Source organism: Tenuifilum sp., from assembly GCF_037481895.1.
In the GTDB taxonomy this organism is placed as follows: Bacteria; Bacteroidota; Bacteroidia; order Bacteroidales; family Tenuifilaceae; genus Tenuifilum; species Tenuifilum osseticum.
In genome coordinates, this window is sequence record NZ_JBBFKU010000002.1 from 18,606 (window position 1) to 36,155 (window position 17,550).

The 17,550-nt window shown below is 41.5% G+C and carries 18 protein-coding genes and 1 tRNA gene; 13 read left to right on the top strand and 6 right to left on the bottom strand.

From position 1 onward, the window contains the following. Window positions 1-295: 295 nt before the first annotated feature. Genes WHS63_RS00720 through WHS63_RS00730 form a run of 3 tightly spaced genes read left to right on the top strand, consistent with a single transcriptional unit; the run spans window position 296 to window position 4,803 of the window. Window positions 296-1,093, top strand: a complete 798-nt coding sequence (locus tag WHS63_RS00720; protein WP_445203449.1) for a glycyl-radical enzyme activating protein — start codon at window positions 296-298, stop codon at window positions 1,091-1,093. Between the two features lie 19 nt (window positions 1,094-1,112). Beyond that, on the top strand, window positions 1,113-3,470 hold the full coding sequence (gene hypD / locus WHS63_RS00725) for a trans-4-hydroxy-L-proline dehydratase (protein WP_445203450.1): 2,358 nt from the start codon (window positions 1,113-1,115) through the stop codon (window positions 3,468-3,470). Window positions 3,471-3,504: 34 nt separating this feature from the next. Continuing rightward, window positions 3,505-4,803 carry a S28 family serine protease gene (locus WHS63_RS00730; RefSeq protein ID WP_445203451.1) on the top strand — a complete coding sequence of 433 codons (1,299 nt, stop codon included), beginning with the start codon at window positions 3,505-3,507 and terminating at the stop codon, window positions 4,801-4,803. A 43-nt stretch (window positions 4,804-4,846) separates the two neighbouring features. On the opposite strand, the gene WHS63_RS00735 is transcribed toward WHS63_RS00730, so the two are convergent. From WHS63_RS00735 to WHS63_RS00745, 3 genes are all read right to left on the bottom strand, one after another. Then, window positions 4,847-5,548 (bottom strand): superoxide dismutase, encoded by a 702-nt coding sequence (locus tag WHS63_RS00735; protein ID WP_445203452.1) that lies wholly within the window; start codon window positions 5,546-5,548, stop codon window positions 4,847-4,849. Between the two features lie 185 nt (window positions 5,549-5,733). After that, entirely contained in the window at window positions 5,734-7,314 is a 1,581-nt protein-coding gene (gene nadB, locus WHS63_RS00740; protein WP_445203453.1) for an L-aspartate oxidase, read from the bottom strand. Window positions 7,315-7,390: 76 nt separating this feature from the next. Beyond that, window positions 7,391-8,164 (bottom strand): histidinol-phosphatase HisJ family protein, encoded by a 774-nt coding sequence (locus WHS63_RS00745; RefSeq protein WP_445203454.1) that lies wholly within the window; start codon window positions 8,162-8,164, stop codon window positions 7,391-7,393. 95 nt (window positions 8,165-8,259) lie between these two features. On the opposite strand from WHS63_RS00745, the gene WHS63_RS00750 reads away from it, so the two are divergent. The 6 genes from WHS63_RS00750 to WHS63_RS00775 all read left to right on the top strand — a co-directional run bounded on the left by WHS63_RS00750 (window position 8,260) and on the right by WHS63_RS00775 (window position 11,979). Continuing rightward, a complete protein-coding gene (locus WHS63_RS00750; RefSeq protein ID WP_445203455.1) occupies window positions 8,260-8,532 on the top strand; it encodes a LysO family transporter in 273 nt (90 codons plus the stop codon). 2 nt (window positions 8,533-8,534) lie between these two features. Beyond that, complete coding sequence (locus WHS63_RS00755) at window positions 8,535-9,137, top strand: lysine exporter LysO family protein (RefSeq protein WP_445203456.1); 603 nt, start codon at window positions 8,535-8,537, stop codon at window positions 9,135-9,137. An 11-nt stretch (window positions 9,138-9,148) separates the two neighbouring features. After that, entirely contained in the window at window positions 9,149-9,940 is a 792-nt protein-coding gene (locus WHS63_RS00760; protein WP_445203457.1) for a 5'-nucleotidase, lipoprotein e(P4) family, read from the top strand. A 169-nt stretch (window positions 9,941-10,109) separates the two neighbouring features. After that, on the top strand, window positions 10,110-11,210 hold the full coding sequence (locus tag WHS63_RS00765) for a DUF362 domain-containing protein (protein ID WP_445203458.1): 1,101 nt from the start codon (window positions 10,110-10,112) through the stop codon (window positions 11,208-11,210). A gap of 70 nt (window positions 11,211-11,280) precedes the next feature. After that, window positions 11,281-11,352: transfer RNA gene (locus tag WHS63_RS00770), tRNA-Arg, on the top strand. 141 nt (window positions 11,353-11,493) lie between these two features. Further along, window positions 11,494-11,979, top strand: coding sequence for an Lrp/AsnC ligand binding domain-containing protein (locus WHS63_RS00775; protein WP_445203459.1), 486 nt, complete (start codon window positions 11,494-11,496; stop codon window positions 11,977-11,979). Between the two features lie 64 nt (window positions 11,980-12,043). Here WHS63_RS00775 and WHS63_RS00780 read toward each other — a convergent pair whose 3' ends face one another. Then, window positions 12,044-12,268: a hypothetical protein gene (locus WHS63_RS00780; RefSeq protein WP_445203460.1), complete on the bottom strand. Its 225-nt coding sequence runs from the start codon at window positions 12,266-12,268 to the stop codon at window positions 12,044-12,046. 256 nt (window positions 12,269-12,524) lie between these two features. Between WHS63_RS00780 and WHS63_RS00785 the strand changes: the two genes are divergently transcribed. Beyond that, a complete protein-coding gene (locus tag WHS63_RS00785; RefSeq protein WP_445203461.1) occupies window positions 12,525-13,475 on the top strand; it encodes an AEC family transporter in 951 nt (316 codons plus the stop codon). 3 nt (window positions 13,476-13,478) lie between these two features. On the opposite strand, the gene WHS63_RS00790 is transcribed toward WHS63_RS00785, so the two are convergent. Further along, the gene (locus tag WHS63_RS00790) at window positions 13,479-14,039 is read right to left on the bottom strand and encodes a YceI family protein (RefSeq protein ID WP_445203462.1); all 561 of its coding nucleotides are present in this window, start codon (window positions 14,037-14,039) and stop codon (window positions 13,479-13,481) included. Between the two features lie 90 nt (window positions 14,040-14,129). Here WHS63_RS00790 and dtd point away from each other — a divergent pair, with 90 nt between their 5' ends. Genes dtd through deoC form a run of 3 tightly spaced genes read left to right on the top strand, consistent with a single transcriptional unit; the run spans window position 14,130 to window position 15,854 of the window. Continuing rightward, on the top strand, window positions 14,130-14,585 hold the full coding sequence (gene dtd / locus WHS63_RS00795) for a D-aminoacyl-tRNA deacylase (protein ID WP_445203463.1): 456 nt from the start codon (window positions 14,130-14,132) through the stop codon (window positions 14,583-14,585). Further along, complete coding sequence (locus WHS63_RS00800; RefSeq protein ID WP_445203464.1) at window positions 14,582-14,917, top strand: nucleotide pyrophosphohydrolase; 336 nt, start codon at window positions 14,582-14,584, stop codon at window positions 14,915-14,917. The genes dtd and WHS63_RS00800 overlap by 4 nt, the downstream gene beginning before the upstream one ends. 37 nt (window positions 14,918-14,954) lie before the next feature. Further along, the gene (deoC, locus tag WHS63_RS00805; RefSeq protein ID WP_445203465.1) at window positions 14,955-15,854 is read left to right on the top strand and encodes a deoxyribose-phosphate aldolase; all 900 of its coding nucleotides are present in this window, start codon (window positions 14,955-14,957) and stop codon (window positions 15,852-15,854) included. A gap of 72 nt (window positions 15,855-15,926) precedes the next feature. On the opposite strand, the gene WHS63_RS00810 is transcribed toward deoC, so the two are convergent. Then, window positions 15,927-17,525, bottom strand: coding sequence for a sodium/sugar symporter (locus WHS63_RS00810; protein ID WP_445203466.1), 1,599 nt, complete (start codon window positions 17,523-17,525; stop codon window positions 15,927-15,929). Between the last annotated feature and the right edge of the window lie 25 nt (window positions 17,526-17,550).

Consider the following 17,550-nt stretch of genomic DNA (forward strand, 5'->3'; position numbering starts at 1 on the left):
ATGTTGATTCTCCAAAAAGTTTAAATACTACAACGATAAAGTGTTCAGGGTTTAAGGGTAGATTATCTTTAAACTGACTTTTCTCATTGCATTTCGGTGTAAAAAAACTTATTTTTGTTTGGAAATGACTAAGTAGCACACATGAGCAGCAAACCGCTACATACGCTTTACCACAACAACGGCAAGGGTCTTTTTGCCTGCTGGATTTGCTGATTTTCCTTTTTCCAATATCTATTTTCAAAAGGATTAGAACGCTAATCCCTTTAGTTGACATTCAATCATTTAATTTTTTCTAATGGAAAAAGGGTTAATTTTTGATATTCGACATTTTTCGGTTCACGACGGTCCTGGAATTAGAACTACTGTTTTCCTTAAGGGTTGTCCACTGCGCTGTGTTTGGTGCCACAACCCCGAAAGTCAAAAACATGAACCGGAAAAGGTTCAACGAACAACCAAACTCGATGGTAAGGAGTACAACTTATCCGAAACTATTGGTAGTTACATGACTTCCGAAGAGGTTTTTGACCAAGTAAAAACCCACATCCCAATATTCGACGAATCGGGGGGAGGGGTAACCTTCTCGGGTGGCGAACCGCTAATGCAACCAAAGTTTTTACTAAATACCCTTAAGCTTTGCCGGGCAAACGGTATTCACACAGCAATTGACACCTGCGGTTTTGCATCAAATGAGGTTTTTAGCCTTATTTTTCCCTACACTAACCTTTTCCTGTTCGACTTGAAATTGGTTTCACCCCAAAAGCATGAATATTACACTGGTCAATCAAACCAGGTGATTTTAAAAAATCTTTCCTTAGTTGAGCAAAACAATACGCCAACTATTATCAGAATCCCGCTTATTCCTGGCATAACCGATGACCTATTCAATCTTGAGGCCATTAAATCAATGGTAAAACCGTTGCGATGCGTTAAGCGTATCGATTTACTTCCCTACCACCATATGGCTAAGGATAAGTATAGCAGAATGAATTTACCTTACGAGCTTGAAGATCTTAAGCCATACACGGCCTATCAGCTTGGCGAAATCAAATCACTTTTTAATGATTTAGATATTCCTGTAACAATTGGAGGATAAACAAAAAAACTTTTACAATATGATGACCGAACGAATACAACAATTACGCAAGCAAAGCCTCGATGCCATTAACACACTCTCGGCTGAGCGAGCCTTACTGGTTACCGAATTCTACAAAAATGCCGACAATACTTTGCCCATTCCCCTTCAGAGGGCAAGAGCCTTTGAGCATGTAATGCTTAACAAGAAGATTTGTATTAACCCAGGGGAACTTATAGTTGGCGAGCGTGGACCCGCACCCAAGGCTGCACCAACCTACCCTGAGGTTTGCCTGCATAGCCTCGACGATTTGGAGATTATTAATTCCCGTCCTAAGGTTTCGTTTAGGGTTGATGAAGAAACACGTGAAGCTTATCGCAATATAATTATACCCTACTGGACAGGTAAAACCTTACGTGAAAAAATTTTTGCTTCGCTAAGCAATGAATGGCATCAGGCCTATAGCGCAGGTGTGTTTACTGAGTTTCAGGAGCAACGGGCACCTGGACATACGGTATCGGGTAAAAAGGTATTCCAAAAGGGAATGCTCGACCTGATTAGCGACATCGATTCATCGCTTAAACGCATTAAACAAGAAGCAAATACAAAGGAAAAAGTTAATGAGTTGGAGGCCATGCGAATTGTAGCAAATGCCATAATTGGCTTTGCCAATCGTTATGCTGATACCCTACATCTACTGGCTGAAAAGGAAACCGATGAAAACCGGAAGGCCGAACTGCAAAAAATGGAAGTCATTTGCCGCAGGGTGCCTGCTCATGCACCCCAAAGCTTTCACGAGGCGCTTCAGCATTACTGGTTTATTCATATTGGTGTAATAACTGAACTTAATCCCTGGGATTCATTCAACCCGGGTAGGCTGGACCAGCACTTATACCCTTTTTACCGTCGGGATATCGAAAACGGGACCATTACCCAGGAGCAGGCCATTGAGCTTCTGCAGGCTTTCTGGGTTAAGTTTAACAATCACCCATCGCCTCCCAAAATGGGTGTTACTGCACAGGAAAGTAACACATATACCGATTTTGCGCTTATAAACCTTGGCGGAGTTAAAGAGGATGGTTCCGATGCAGTAAACGAACTTACATACATTATACTCGATGTGATTGAGGAGATGCGCTTACTTCAGCCCAGTAGCATGGTTCAGGTAAGTAAGAAAAACCCTGATAGGTTTGTAAAGAGAGCCGTAAAAATAACCAAGACAGGGTTTGGTCAACCCTCGTTTTTCAATACCGATGCCATTGTTCAGCAGCTACTCAGCCAAGGCAAATCGCTTACCGATGCGCGCAATGGTGGGGCAAGTGGTTGCGTTGAAACCGGAGCCTTTGGAACCGAGGCATACTTCCTAACCGGTTACTTCAACCTTAACAAGGTTCTTGAGATCACTCTACATAATGGGGTTGACCCTTTAACTGGCAAAAAAATTGGCTTGGAAACAGGAAATCCCGAAAACTTTAATTCATTTGAAGATCTCTACGAAGCCTTTGAACGCCAACTTAACTACTTTATCGACATTAAAATTGAAGGCAACCTAGTAGTTGAAAAACTTTGGGCAATGCATATGCCTGTTCCATTTCTTTCGCTACTTATTGACGATTGCATTGCCAACGCAACCGACTATAACGCTGGAGGAGCCCGCTATAACACAAGCTATATTCAGGGGGTTGGACTAGGAAGTATCACCGATAATCTGACCGCAATTAGAAAACACGTTTACGAAGACGGCAGCGTTGGAATGAAAGAGACGTTGTTCGCATTGTCATCAAACTTTGATGGTTACGATGATTTACGCTATAAACTGATTTATGAAACCCCAAAGTGGGGAAACAACGACGAGTATGCCGACAGGCATGCAGTAATGGTTTTTAATAGTTTTTACAAGGCTGTAAACGGACGCCCAACATACCGTGGTGGGGTATTTCGCATAAATATGTTACCCACCACCAGCCACGTTTACTTTGGGAGCAAAATTGGTGCTATGCCCGATGGCCGGAAGGCCTTTGAACCGCTGAGCGAAGGGATTAGCCCGGTTCAGGGTGCTGACCGCAAAGGGCCTACCGGAGTAATCCTATCGTGCTCCAAGATTGACCATATTAAAACAGGAGGAACGCTTCTTAACCAAAAATTCTCGCCCTCGTTTTTCAGCACCGATGAAAGCCTTGATAAGCTTGTGATGCTAATACGCAGCTACTTTAAGCTCGATGGACACCACATTCAATTCAACGTGGTGAGCGCCAATACCCTACGCGATGCGCAAAAACATCCAGAAAAATACCGCGACCTGATTGTTCGCGTTGCTGGCTACTCCGACTACTTTAACGATTTGGGCGAAGCCCTGCAAAACGAAATTATACGAAGAACTGAGCATGAATCATTGTAAAGTATTATTTTAGTTGAACCTTACACAAACAGTTATGAAGCGAATTTTCTCACCCCTCTTGCTTTTGATTACTATTTGCTTGTTCCTATTGGCTTTTCAGCGGCAAAACCCCGTTGCGGAGCAAGTTCTTAAATCAATACCTATTGTCGATAGTTTTAAGGTGATTGATAACGACCCCTTGTTTCAAACAACATACGAGGTATGGTTTAGCGTTCCGCTTGACCACAATAACCATAATAGCGAAAAATTTCCATTAAGGGCATACTATTCGCACCGAAGCTTTACGCGTCCCATGGTGGTAGTAATTGACGGGTATACTATGTACACCTCCCGCCCCAATGAACTTACCCGCATTCTGGAAGCAAATCAGCTAACCATTGAACATCGGTTCTTTTCAAAAAGCAGGCCAGCGGATTCCATACCATGGAGCTACCTCAACATACGCCAGGCGGCAGCCGATGCGCATACCGTAATATCGGCATTTAAACCCCACTACCAGGGGAAATGGATTTCGACTGGCATAAGCAAGAGCGGACAGGCCACCATTTTCCACCGCAGGTTTTACCCAAACGACGTTGATGTTAGCGTTCCTTACGTGGCTCCACTTAACTTTTCATGTGAAGATAAACGTGTTTACGAATTCCTTAGCAAGGTAGGCTCTGCCGAATGCCGAAAAAAAATTAGAGAATTTCAAATTGCTCTCTTTAGGAATAAGAACACCTTACTCCCAATGTTCGAGGGCCTTGCTCAAAAAAACAAGTGGCAATTTACCATGGGAATTAGTCGTTCTTACGACTTAAGCGTACTTGAATATGAGTTTGCCTTTTGGCAATGGGGGTATAGCTGCTCCGATATCCCTGCAGGCAACTCACAGCCTTCGGTTCTATTTGAGCATTGGTCTAAGGTAAATCCCTTTACCTTTTTCGAGGAAAAAGAGATAGAAAAGGTAAGGCCATTCTTCTATCAGGCAATGACCCAAATAGGAATGTATGGCTATAACATAGAGCCATTCAGGAACTACCTCCCCGATAAAAAAAATATCACCTTTGAGTTTACCCTTCCTAAGGGTCACACGGTGAGCTACGACTCTTCAGCCATGCTCGATGTTTACAGGTGGGTAAGGGATTCGGGCAACTACATGCTTTACATTTACGGACAGAACGACGCATGGAGTTCAACCGCAGTTGACCCCGGGACAAAAACCAATGCAGTTAAAATGGTTTGCCCGTCAGGTAGCCACTCAACCCGCATTAAGGATTTCCCAAAACCGTTGCGCGATAGTATCTATTTCACCCTTGAAAGATGGCTTGAAATGCCGGTTGGTAGAAAGTAAAAAATGCAACCTTTACCGGGTTGCATTTTTTTTGGGAGAAAAATTACTTTTTCTTAACCACTTCATTGTATAGCTCCGATACAACTTCCCAGTTTATAAGGCTCCAAAAGTTATTAACGTATTCAGCTCGCTTATTCTGGTACTTAAGGTAGTAAGCGTGTTCCCAAACATCTATCCCTATAAGGGGGATGCCTTTAAAATCGGACACATCCATTAGCGGATTATCCTGATTGGGGGTAGAGCCAATTTTGAGCTTTCCATTGCCATCGACCACAAGCCAGGCCCAACCGCTACCAAAACGTTTTAGTGCAGCATCGTTCATTTGAGCAATAAGGTTTTCAACTGAACCAAACTCATCGGCTATTGCTTTGTTTAGGGTTGGGCTCAAACCCTTTCGATTCCCAGGTTTTAGTATTTCCCAGTAAAGTACATGGTTATAGTATCCCCCTCCGTTATTCCTAATTCCAGCAGGGTACTCGGACACTTTTGCAAAAATTTCATTAAGCGATTTTTCGGTCAGCTTTAAATCACTAGCCTGCTTTAAAAAATTATCGAAGTAAGCCTTGTGGTGACGGCTGTAGTGAATTTCAACGGTTAGGGCATCAATTGCTGGCTCTAGAGCTGCGTATTGGTAAGGCAATTGGTAAAAATTGAGTTCCGTTACCCTTTGTGTTAAAAGAGTATTCTGTGCCATTGAAAGTACTGATATCGCTGTGGCTAATGATGTAATAATTATCCTAATCATGATTCCTGAATTTTTTTTATAAACAATACACAGGAGTGAAAAGTTCAAAAAAATAAGTGCTACTGCTTATTTAACAAGCACTTAAAAGACTCTTAAATAGTAATGAGAGTTTATTTTGGCCGTTGTTTACAGATAGATATGCAGTAAAATAATAGGTCTGGGTAAAATTAATTAACCCAGATATCCTAAAACTCCTGCCCTTTTTGCTTTGGATAATCAATTGAGTAGTGTAGCCCTCTACTCTCGTGCATTTCCTGAGCCGATTTTATTATGAGGTAACCAACGTTAATCATATTCCGGAGTTCGCATAGTTTTTGGGTAAGAATTGATTTCTTGTAGAGCTCCTCGGTTTCACGGTAAAGTATTTCCAGGCGAGTTAATGCTCGCTGTAAGCGGAGGTTTGAACGAACAATTCCCACGTAACTACTCATAATCTGCTGCATCTCACGGTAGCTCTGAGTGATAAGTACCATCTCCTCGTTATGAATTGTTCCCTCGTAGTCCCATTCGGGTATAGAGCGGTTTATTTCATAGCTCTTATAGTGTTCCATGGAATGTTGTGCACCACGATGTGCATAAACAATTGCCTCAATAAGCGAATTTGAGGCTAACCTATTGGCACCATGTAAACCGGTTGATGAGCATTCACCTACTGCGTAAAGCCTTTTTATGGTTGATTGAGCATTAGTATCGACTTTAATACCACCACACATGTAATGTGCAGCAGGAACAACAGGTATCATATCCTTTGTAATGTCAATGCCAAGCGATAAGCATTTCTGGTAAATGTTTGGGAAATGGTCAATTATCTCCTTTGGTTCCTTGAAGGTAACATCAAGGTAAACATAGTCTTCGCCCCTAACCTTCATCTCGTTATCAATGGCTCGGGCAACAATATCGCGCGGTGCAAGCGACCCCCTAGGGTCGTACTTTTGCATGAATTCCTTACCATCGATGGTTTTAAGCACACCTCCAAACCCTCGCATGGCTTCGGTTATAAGGAACGAGGGGCGTTCGCCCGGATTGTAAAGCGATGTGGGGTGAAACTGCACAAAGGCCATATTTTCAACTTGTCCCTTTGCCCGGTAAACCATGGCAATGCCATCGCCTGTGGCAACAGGAGGGTTTGTAGTTGTGTTGTAAATATTGCCAGTTCCACCAGTTGCCAAAACAGTTACTCGGCTCAGGAAAGTGTGTACCTCCTGTGTTTTAAGGTTTAGTACGTAAGCTCCGAAACATGTAATATCAGGATTTCCCCGTTTAACCTCCTGTCCAAGGTGGTGCTGGGTGATTATTTCAACAGCAAAGTAATTCTCGTAAACGGCAATGTTGGGATGATTTCTTACCTTGTTGCTTAAAACCTTTTGTATTTCCGCGCCGGTATTATCCTTGTGGTGTAGTATACGGTGCTCCGAGTGCCCGCCCTCACGAGCCAAATCGTACTGACCGTTGGGCTTTCGGTCAAACTTAACACCCCAGCTAATAAGCTGCTTAATCTGGGAAGGGGCTTCGTTAACCACTATGCGAACAACATCCTCGTTGCAAAGGCCATCGCCACAAACGAGGGTATCGTGTATATGCTTTTCGGGAGTATCGGGGTCGTACGTTACAGCGGCTATGCCCCCCTGCGCGTATGCTGTATTGGTTTCGTCTAATCTATCCTTAGTAACAACTATGACCTTTGCATGGTCGGCTACCTTTAGGGCAAAACTCAGCCCACCTATGCCTGACCCAATTATTAGGAAATCGGTTTCAATTTTGCTCATCGGGTTAAAGGTATACAGCAATAAATTGCCGTGTTATGTTTGAGCAAAACTATGAATTAGTAGGCTGTTATCAAAGCTAAATATTGATTGGTATCCGTTTTCGTTGGTTAAAGGTAATTATTTCCTTGTATCCTAACGATTTAAGGAGGTTAACGGCCTCATCAAAGTACTGCCCAATGTTTTGCTCAACATGAGCATCGCTACCCAGGGTAATGGGCACCCGGTAGTGATGAAGGATTTCGAGAAAATCGACCGATGGGTAAAATTCGGCACAGGGCTTATTTTTTCCGCTGGTATTGAGCTCAACCACCACACCGCAATCGCTAAAAATTTGTGCACACCTTTCGTAAATTTTCTGCAGCTTAAACGTAGGGTAAACTGCAAATTTTTTTGCTAAATCGGCATGGCCAATAATATCGAACATCCCGGTTTGTGCTGCCTCGCTAACAAGTTTGAAATAGGTGCGGTAAAAATCATCAATATCAATGCCCTGGTAACCGTTAATATCGGTATCAAAATTCCAATCATCAATAAAGTGAACCGAACCAATGGTATAATCCAAGGGAATAGATTGTAAAACACCTCGGGTTTCATTAACCAAATTGGGAATATAATCCACCTCGGCTCCAAACCGAATGGTTACTGAATTGGATTTGTGCTGAATACGATTTACTGTATCAATCAGTTCAGGAACTCTTCCCAAATCCATTGCCCAGCCAATAGGTTTAAGCGATATATGATCCGTGAAACCTATTTCGTAAATCCCTGATGCCTCTGCCGCATAAACCATTTCATCGTGAGTATGATGTCCGTCGGAAAAGTTGGTATGCATGTGGTAGTCGGGGTACATTTTATATCGATTTTAGTTATAAACAAATCCTACCGTTTCCTGTTCATATCAAATTTATCACATTTATTGCTATTATTGCCAAAATTTTTGATGATTTGATTACGGTTGTAAGCATAATGGCTGGGGGTATGTTGCTTGGTTTTCTTTTAAGAGCAAAGCAGCGTTTTATTTCCGGTAATGAGAAACTTATCACTTATGCCATATACCTGCTTCTTTTCATGATGGGCGTTAGTATAGGTTCAAACGAACAAATTATGAACTCCTTGAGTACGCTTGGTATTGTGGCCCTAATAGTCTCAATAGGTGCTATAATCGGAAGTATTCTAACGGGGTTTGTAGTGTTCAAATTGTTTTTTAAAAACGATTAAAGTTGAAAGGGAGTTTAACAATACTTTCATTTTTCACGCTGGGGTTGATTGTTGGTCGATATGCGCCAGTTAATGAATGGCTTAGTTCCGTTGACTACAGCTCTCTGTCGCTTTACCTGCTTATGTTTTTGGTAGGAATTAGTATAGGTTCCGATACCCGATCGCTTCAAGCTCTCAAAAGTATGAATCTAAAAATCCTGCTGATACCCCTAGCAACAATTATTGGTACAGCTATTGGGGTTTGGTTCATATCAATTTTCGTTACACGATACTCAATTAAGGAGCTTATGGCTGTTGGAGCCGGGTATGGCTATTACAGCCTTTCAAGTATTATTATCAAGAACAACCATAGCGATGCACTTGGTGTTGTTGCTTTGCTATCGAATGTAATTCGCGAAATTATTACCCTGCTGCTGGCACCACTTATGGCAATCTATTTTGGGAAAGTTGCACCAATCTGCTCGGGGGGAGCCACAAGCATGGACACCACATTGCCAATAATTTCAAGAGCATCGGGAAAAGAGTATGCCATTCCATCGCTTATTCATGGAATTATACTTACCATACTGGTGCCTTTCATTGTAACGTTAATTCTATCAATCTAAATAACAAGGCTATGAAAATCAAAACTTTGCTGCTGGCAGCATTTGCGTTTTTGCTGTTAATCTCCTGTAAAACAAAAACCGAAAAGGAAAACTTTAATCAGGATCACCTGATTTACGCCACCATCTGGTACCAAAACTCCCCCGAAATGAAAGCCCTGTACTACCAAGGCTTCAATATTGCCGGGGAAAGGTTGAAACAGTATTCGAAGCTAAAAACTGCAAAACCTAAAGCAGTAGTGGTTGATATTGATGAGACCATGTTAAACAATGTACCATTCCAGGCACAGGAAATAATTGATAACAAAGAGTTCTCGAGCGAGTTCTGGAACGAGTGGAGCCAACTTGCCAGGGCCGAAGCCACCCCGGGTGCCATTGAGTTCAGCAAGCTTTGCGATTCGTTGGGCATTCCAATTTTCTACATCAGCAACCGAAAGGTAAACGAGTTTGACGCTACCCTTCGCAACCTCGATTCGCTGGGTTTTGCCTTTGCAAAACCAGAGTTCATAATTCTCAGGGACAATGAGAGTAGCAAAAAAGCTCGTCGCGAAAAGGTAATGGAAAACTATGAAATAGTTCTGCTTATTGGCGATAACCTTAACGATTTTTCAGAGGTTTTTGAAGACCGAAGCGATAGCTGGGGTACACCCACCGTGGAGAAATTCAAAAATGAATTCGGAAGCCGATTTATAGTTCTGCCTAACCCCATGTACGGCGACTGGGAAAAAAATATATATCCGAGCCGTGGCATGCTGCCTGCCCAGCAGGATAGTGCACGCCGCTCTGTTTTAAAGGGCTTTAAGTAAGAGCAACAATTCTCTCACCAAAAAAGGGCGATATTTTTCGCCCTTTTTTATTTAGAAAAAATATCAATTATGATTAAACATCCTTTTGTTTATTAACCACTTGCATTAAATTACTAATTTTGAATGTGATTGCTTTATTAAGTTTGTTTTTCATCAAAAATAAAATGATATGAGAAGCTTAGTCCGCCTGTTAATACCTGCCCTTTTCCTGTTATCATGTTCAAAGTCAAACCATGAACCAGCCGTTTACTTCACCAAGGATATTACACCGGAGGGGTTCATGAAGGTTTATAAACAGATTTCCAAAAACCTTGAAGGGAAAGTAGGCGTAAAGGTTCATTTTGGCGAAGAAGGCAATACCTATTACGTTAAACCGGAACTATTTAAGGATATTGTTCTCGACTGCCAGGGAACATTCATTGAAACCAATGTATTATATAAAAGTCCGCGACAAAAAACCGAAACCCATATTGCGCTAGCCAAACAACATGGATTTACCTATGCACCTATCGATATTTTAGATGATAAAGGGGAACTTGTAATTGAAAATGTACCCGGATGTAAACACTTCAATAAGTTTTACTACGGGAAAAATATTGATGAGTACAATTCATTCCTAATAATTTCACATTTTAAAGGTCATGGTTCAGCTGGCTTTGGTGGAGCCATTAAAAATATATCGATGGGGTTTGCAACCCCTCGAGGGAAACTGGCCATGCACAGGAACAATTACCCTGTATGCGATAGGGATCGCTGTACCAACTGCGATAGCTGCGCACAGCAATGCCCGGCAAATGCTATTTCAACTAATCCTATTTGGATTGATGTAGATAAGTGCACCGGATGTGGAAAATGCATTGATGTTTGCCCAAATAAAGCATTACGTTACCCTAAAGGCGACGTAGATGTTCAAACTGTATTCTGTGAGCGACTTGCTGAATACGCTAAGGCAATTTACGACCGTCATAAAAAAATGGTTTTCATAAATGTCTTGGTCGATATATCAACATCGTGCGATTGCTCCCGAAACCCCGGAAAGCCTTTTGTCCCAAACATTGGTATTTTGGCATCAACTGACATTGTAGCCATTGAAAAAGCAAGCCACGACCTCGTGGCTAAAGCCCACGGATGCGCAGATCCATTCCTGGAAGTTAACCGTGTAAGCGGTTACAGGCAAATTCAGTATGCTAAAACGTTAGGCATGGGCGAAATGAGCTATCGCCTGGTTAACCTGGACAACAACCAAGAAACTGTAGTAATTTCAGAGTAGAGTTTCTAAACCAACAATCGCAAACCTGTTGCAAAAAAATAAATTAAGTAATATCTTTGCCGAGCAATTTGGCCTTATAGTTCAAGGGATAGAACGGAAGTTTCCTAAACTTTAGATCCAGGTTCGAGTCCTGGTAAGGCCACTACAAGGGGAGTTCTTCCCCTTTTTTTATTTTCACTCCACCAAACATGAGGAAAAACATGTAAAAGTTTGTAACATTTCTTGTATTTTTTTTATCATTGCATTATTTTTATACCAATTTTAATTACATATTGTAACTTCTATGGCTGAAAATTACAAGGTTGATGCAATTGACCAAAAAATACTGTCGTACTTGGTTAAGAATGCACGAATGCCTTTTTTGGAAATTGCTCGTGAATGTGGAATATCGGGAGCCGCTATTCACCAACGGGTTAAGAAAATGGAAGATGCCGGTATTATTGCCGGTTCGCGAATGGTTGTTAAACCCAAAGCGCTAGGCTTTGATGTTTGCGCTTTTGTTGGGGTACAACTTGTATCCACTAATCTTTACGCAGGAGTAATTGAGGCTCTTAAAATGATGCCCGAGGTGGTGGAGTGCCATTTTATCACAGGGGAATATGCCCTTTTACTAAAAATTTTCTGCCGCGATAACGAGCACCTGATGGACGTGTTGGTTAACACCATTCAGAATATCCCTGGTATTTCAAGAACAGAAACTTTTATTTCCCTTGACCAAGCCATTGAGCGCCCGGTTTACGTTAAGGATAAAAGTGTGATTAAAGGTTAAAACAATAATCCATACAACAAAAAAAGGCTGAACCCTAGGTTCAGCCTTAATTTTATTTTATTTTTTAGTAATCTTCTTCTTCGTCATAGGCATCGTCATCATAGTATTCATCCAAAGAGTCTTTCAAATCGTAATCGTCCAGATCTTCAAACTCATCAATCTTTTCATAAAAAGAGCGCTTCAAATTCTTCTCCTTTTTAACGGGTTTCAACTTTTTGGCTCTCTTTAACTCGTCGGAATCGAAAGAATCGTTCTTTACGGGTTTCCGAAAATCTTTCTTTGACTTCATCACAAGACAAATTAAGATGTTTCCTTTGTTTTTTAACTATTTAGGGTTAAACATTAAATATATCAACCGCAATTTTAAGTATTTTTTTTTTCGTTGCAAGGTATTGGCCTACTGTATGGTGAAAATTTTTACGTTTAAAGCATATTATTTTACCAAGTTACACATCAGCTATATAAAAGTCAATACTTTTTCATCAAATAACTATTTTTTTTACATAAACACATTTACGTACATTTGTGAAGTTTTAAACCGCTATATGGGCTCCGAGGTAATTATCCACCAGTTACTAATTTTTGGCGTTTTAATGGTAGTGGGCGCTTTGGGCTCCTACTTCGGAATCATTAAGGACGAAGCCAAAGACTTCCTGTCGCGCTTCATTATCGACATTACCCTTCCCTGCCTGATTTTTTCAACTTTTGCTAAAATTGACAGTAACCCCACCCTGCTTATCAACGGTTTACTGGTGTTTGGTTTTACCTTTGTTAACCTGGCAATCGCTCTTTTTGCTGGAACCGTTTCGGCACGCCTCCAGGGCTTGAACCCAGCAGACACTACGGTTCATAGCCTTCACACCATGTTTGGGAATATTGTGTTTTTGGGCTACCCGCTCTTTGATGCTCTTTTCCCAGGAGGAATTGGAATATTCTATGCAGCTGCATACCAGCTTGCTTCAAACTCGGTTACTTTCACCTACGGGATATACAGGCTAAGTGCTGGTCAAGCAAAATCGGGGTTAAAAAGTTTGCTTAACATCAACACCTTTGCCTTGCTAATTGGCTTTACAATTACTGCCTTTGGCATAAAAATTCCAGCGTTTTTAATAGATGCCCTGAGTGGATTGGGTAAGGCTACCAGCCCCCTATCAATGGTTTACATTGGGGCTTTGCTTATGGGGTTGGGTATTCGTAAATCCGTAAGCCATAAAAGTATTTACCTGCTTAGCCTCAATAAGTTGATTTTATTACCAGTTTTTTTGGGCTTTATTTACCTATGGATATTCCGATTTTTCAACCTGCAAATTTCGAGCGAAGCCTTTATTGTTCTTGTAATGCAAATGGCTATGCCCTGCCAAACAATAATAGTGGTAATGAGCAGAAGGTATGGTGGAAACTACCAGCTTGCTGCGGGTAATCTGTTTGTCTCCACCATACTGAGTATAGCAACTTTGCCTGCCATTTATATTTATCTGAACTTTCTTCTGAAATGATTTTTATTTCACAACCAGCTTTACTTCAATCGTAAACTCGTCGTAAATCATTTTATCACCTAATCCCTCAAAGAATTTTCCGGATCCATAACGAATATTGTACTGGGTGCGATCAACGGTAATGGTTGATGTGTACACATTTCCCTTTTTAATTACCTCAAAGGTGATTGGCTTTGTAATACCCTTGATAGTTAAATCGGCTGTTACTTTGGCCTTATCGCCATTAAACTTATCTGACTTAACATTTCCAAGGAGAGCAACCCGGTATGTTCCAACGCTAAAAAAATCGTCGGACTTTAGGTGGTCAATCAACTTTTTGTTCCATTCTGGGCTCTCTAAATCGTCACAAGTTATCGATTCCATATCGATAACAAAATTTCCGCCAGCAATCTGGTTATCTCTGATAACCAATTTGCCCTCTTTAAGCTTCACTTTGCCGTAATGTTCACCAGTTACTTTTTTGGCATTCCATTTCAGGGTGGAACTACTCGCATCGGCAATAAACTCCTGTGACCAAACTGTTGTGCTAACTAGGAGTGCTGTTAGTAATGTTAAAAACTTCATGTTCTTTTTGTTTAAAGTTACACAGTAATAACAAATCAATCTTCAATTTGTTTTTTAGTAACTTAGCGGGGCATATTTGTTTAGTGTCCAATGAGAGTTGTAATACAGCGTGTAAGTCAGGCTAGCGTTTCGGTTAACGGAAACTTAACCGGTTTAATTGGTAACGGTCTTCTGGTTCTAGCTGGTTTTGAACATTCCGATACTGAAGAGGATTTGGAATGGATGGTTGGTAAAATTGTCCGCCTGCGAATATTTAACGATGCCGAGGGCATCATGAACCTCAGCGTTATGGATGTGAACGGTCAAATACTGGTTGTAAGCCAGTTTACCCTTCATGCAAAAACCAAAAAAGGCAATCGGCCATCGTACGTACAGGCTGCCCCCCCGGATATTGCTATTCCGCTATATGAAAAGTTTATAATGATGCTGGAGCACGCAACCAGTAAAAGAGTTGAACGTGGTGTGTTCGGAGCAATGATGGATGTTAGCCTAGTAAATTCCGGCCCGGTAACCATTATTATCGACTCAAAAAATAAAGATTTATGACACAGCTCACACTCGACGATGCTCAGAAACTGGTTGACAACTGGATTAAAACCAAAGGGGTACGCTACTTTAATGAGCTTACCAACATGACTCTGCTGATGGAAGAGGTGGGCGAGTTAGCCCGAATTATGGCCAGGAGATATGGCGAGCAGTCGTTCAAGGAAGGGGAAACCGATCATGATCCTGCTCCCGAAATGGCCGATATACTGTTTGTGCTGATTTGCCTTGCTAACCAAACCGGTATTAACCTTACCCAAGCCCTTCTTCAAAGTATTGAAAAGAAAACCAAACGCGATAGCGAACGGCACCAGGGTAATACCAAATTGTTGTAACTTTGCCAACAAAATCACAATCTAATAATAGAAAGCTATGGACTTATCGTTCGAAGACAAGTTTAACATTGAGGTCGAAGCTGCCGAGGTTGAAAAAGCAATCAATAAGTTCAAGGATATTGCTCAGTCACGTAAAGGCGACGTAGAGATTCTAAAGCGCTGCTTTAGCATGATTGACCTTACCACACTAAATACAACCGATGGCTATGAGCGAGGCAAACTTTTTGCCGAAAAGGTAAGCCAATTCCCCAACCAGTTTCCGGGAATGCCAAACGTTGCAGCCATTTGTGTTTACCCTTCGCTTGTGGCAGCAGTAAAAGAAAATCTATCTGCGCCCAGCGTAAAAATTGCCTCGGTTGCAGCAGGTTTTCCAGCATCACAAACATTCCTTGAAATTAAACTATCCGAATGCGAAATGGCCCTTGAGCAAGGCGCCGATGAGCTCGATGTGGTGATATCGGTAGGTTCTTTCCTTGAGGGCGATTACTTTACCGTTTTCAGCGAACTTCAACAAATTAAAGAGGTGGCTGAGAACGCCAAGGTTAAAGTCATACTTGAAACTGGCGCATTACCAAGCCTTGAAGACATAAAACTCGCTTCGTTCTTAGCCATGGAGGCTGGCGCCGATTTCATTAAAACCTCAACCGGCAAGTTAGAACCCGCAGCAACCCCTGAAGCGGTTTACGTAATGTGTTTAGCCATTAAGGAGTTCCATGAAAAAACCGGACGCAAGGTAGGTATGAAGCCTGCTGGAGGAGTTTCAAACTCCTACGATGCTGCGCTTTTCTATACTATTGTTGAGCAGGTTCTAGGACAGGAGTGGCTTTATCCTGGACTATTCCGGTTTGGAACTAGTCGCCTTGCCGATGTACTGTTAAGCGATATTCTAGGTAAAGATGTCAAGTATTTCAGCACATCGTCATCAGCTAAATACTAGATAAATTCTAGTTATATGTAATGAAAAAGGGTACCCAAAATTGGTACCCTTTTTAAATTTGTATTATTAAAATTACCACCAGATAGCGTAAAGAATAATCAAAAGGGCTATAATTATTGCTGAGCCTATCTTAAATCCCTTACCCGTTGAGAAGAGCTCCTTTGAAATTGTTATAGCTTTTACATGCTGCTTATTCCCCTCAATCATTGCAAATATCCAAATAATAGCTAAACAAATTAGAAAAACAATTCCCATCCTATCCATAAAGGGCAGGTTTGGTAGAAGTAACTTAAATAGTAGCGAGAACACGAATGTTCCAACTGCTGCACCTAAAGCACCATTGGCTGTTGCTTTTTTGTAGAAAAATCCGGCTAGGAAAATTGCCAATGCGCCAGGGCTTACAAATCCCGTAAACTCTTGTATATACTGAAAAGCCTGATCGAGGTTTGAAAGCATAGGCGCTATGAATACTGCTATTAGTAACGCTACGAAGGCTGCTATACGACCAACTGTAACAAGTTTGTGTTCCGAGGCATCCTTGTTTATATATTCTTTATAAAAATCCATAGTGAATATTGTTGAAACACTATTCATCATCGATGCCAATGAGCTTACAATTGCCGCTACCAATGCAGCAAAAGCCAAGCCCTTTACTCCAGTAGGAACAAAACTGTGAAGCAGCCAAGGATACGCCTCGTCTGACTTTGCAATGTCGGCATGTAATGCAAAGGCAACAATCCCAGGGATAACTACAATAAGTGGAAGTAAAACCTTTAGGAATGCAGCAAATACCAATCCACTCTGTGCCTCCTTAATGCTTTTGGCAGCTAGGGCACGCTGAATAATATACTGGTTACAACCCCAGTAATAGAGGTTTGCAACCCACATACCGCCAATTAGTACGCTAATACCAGGTAAATCAATATAGGCATCCTTTTGTCCACCCTTCCCATCGGGTATCATTAGTTTGCCTTTTTCCAGAATCATATCAAATTTTTCGGGGGCCTTTTGGAGTAAGGCTTTAAATCCAGCAATAAAGCCATGGCCATCGCTTAGGTAATCTAAAGCAAAGTATGTTGTTACTAAACCACCTCCAACAAGAAAAACAACCTGCACAACATCGGTCCATGCTACAGCCTTTAAGCCACCATAAATGGAGTAAAGAGCAGCAAAAAAGGCTAAACCAATAATAGCGTAGGTCATATTTATACCCATTATTCGCTGCATGGCCAGTGCACCAAGGTAGATTATAGAGGTAAGATTAACGAAAACAAAAACCAGCAGCCAAAAGCCAGCCATTACGGTTTTAACACGTTTATCGTAGCGGACCTCAAGAAACTGCGGCATGGTAAAAATCCTCTTCTCCAAAAATATGGGCAGAAAGAAAACAGCTACCAGTATTAGCGTTAAGGCAGCCATCCACTCATACGATGCAATTCCCAATCCAATTGCATAGCCTGAACCTGACATCCCAATGAATTGTTCAGCGGAGATATTTGATGCAATTAGCGATGCACCAATAGCCCACCAGGGCAACGCCCTACCGGCTAAAAAGTAATCGCCTGAGTTGGTTTCCGAATCGCGCTTACGAAACGAAACCCACAAGCCTAAACTAACTATAAGTAAAGCATAGGCTATAAACACAATGTAATCGACTGTTGCAAACGACATATCAGTAAGGTTTTGGTTTAAGGTT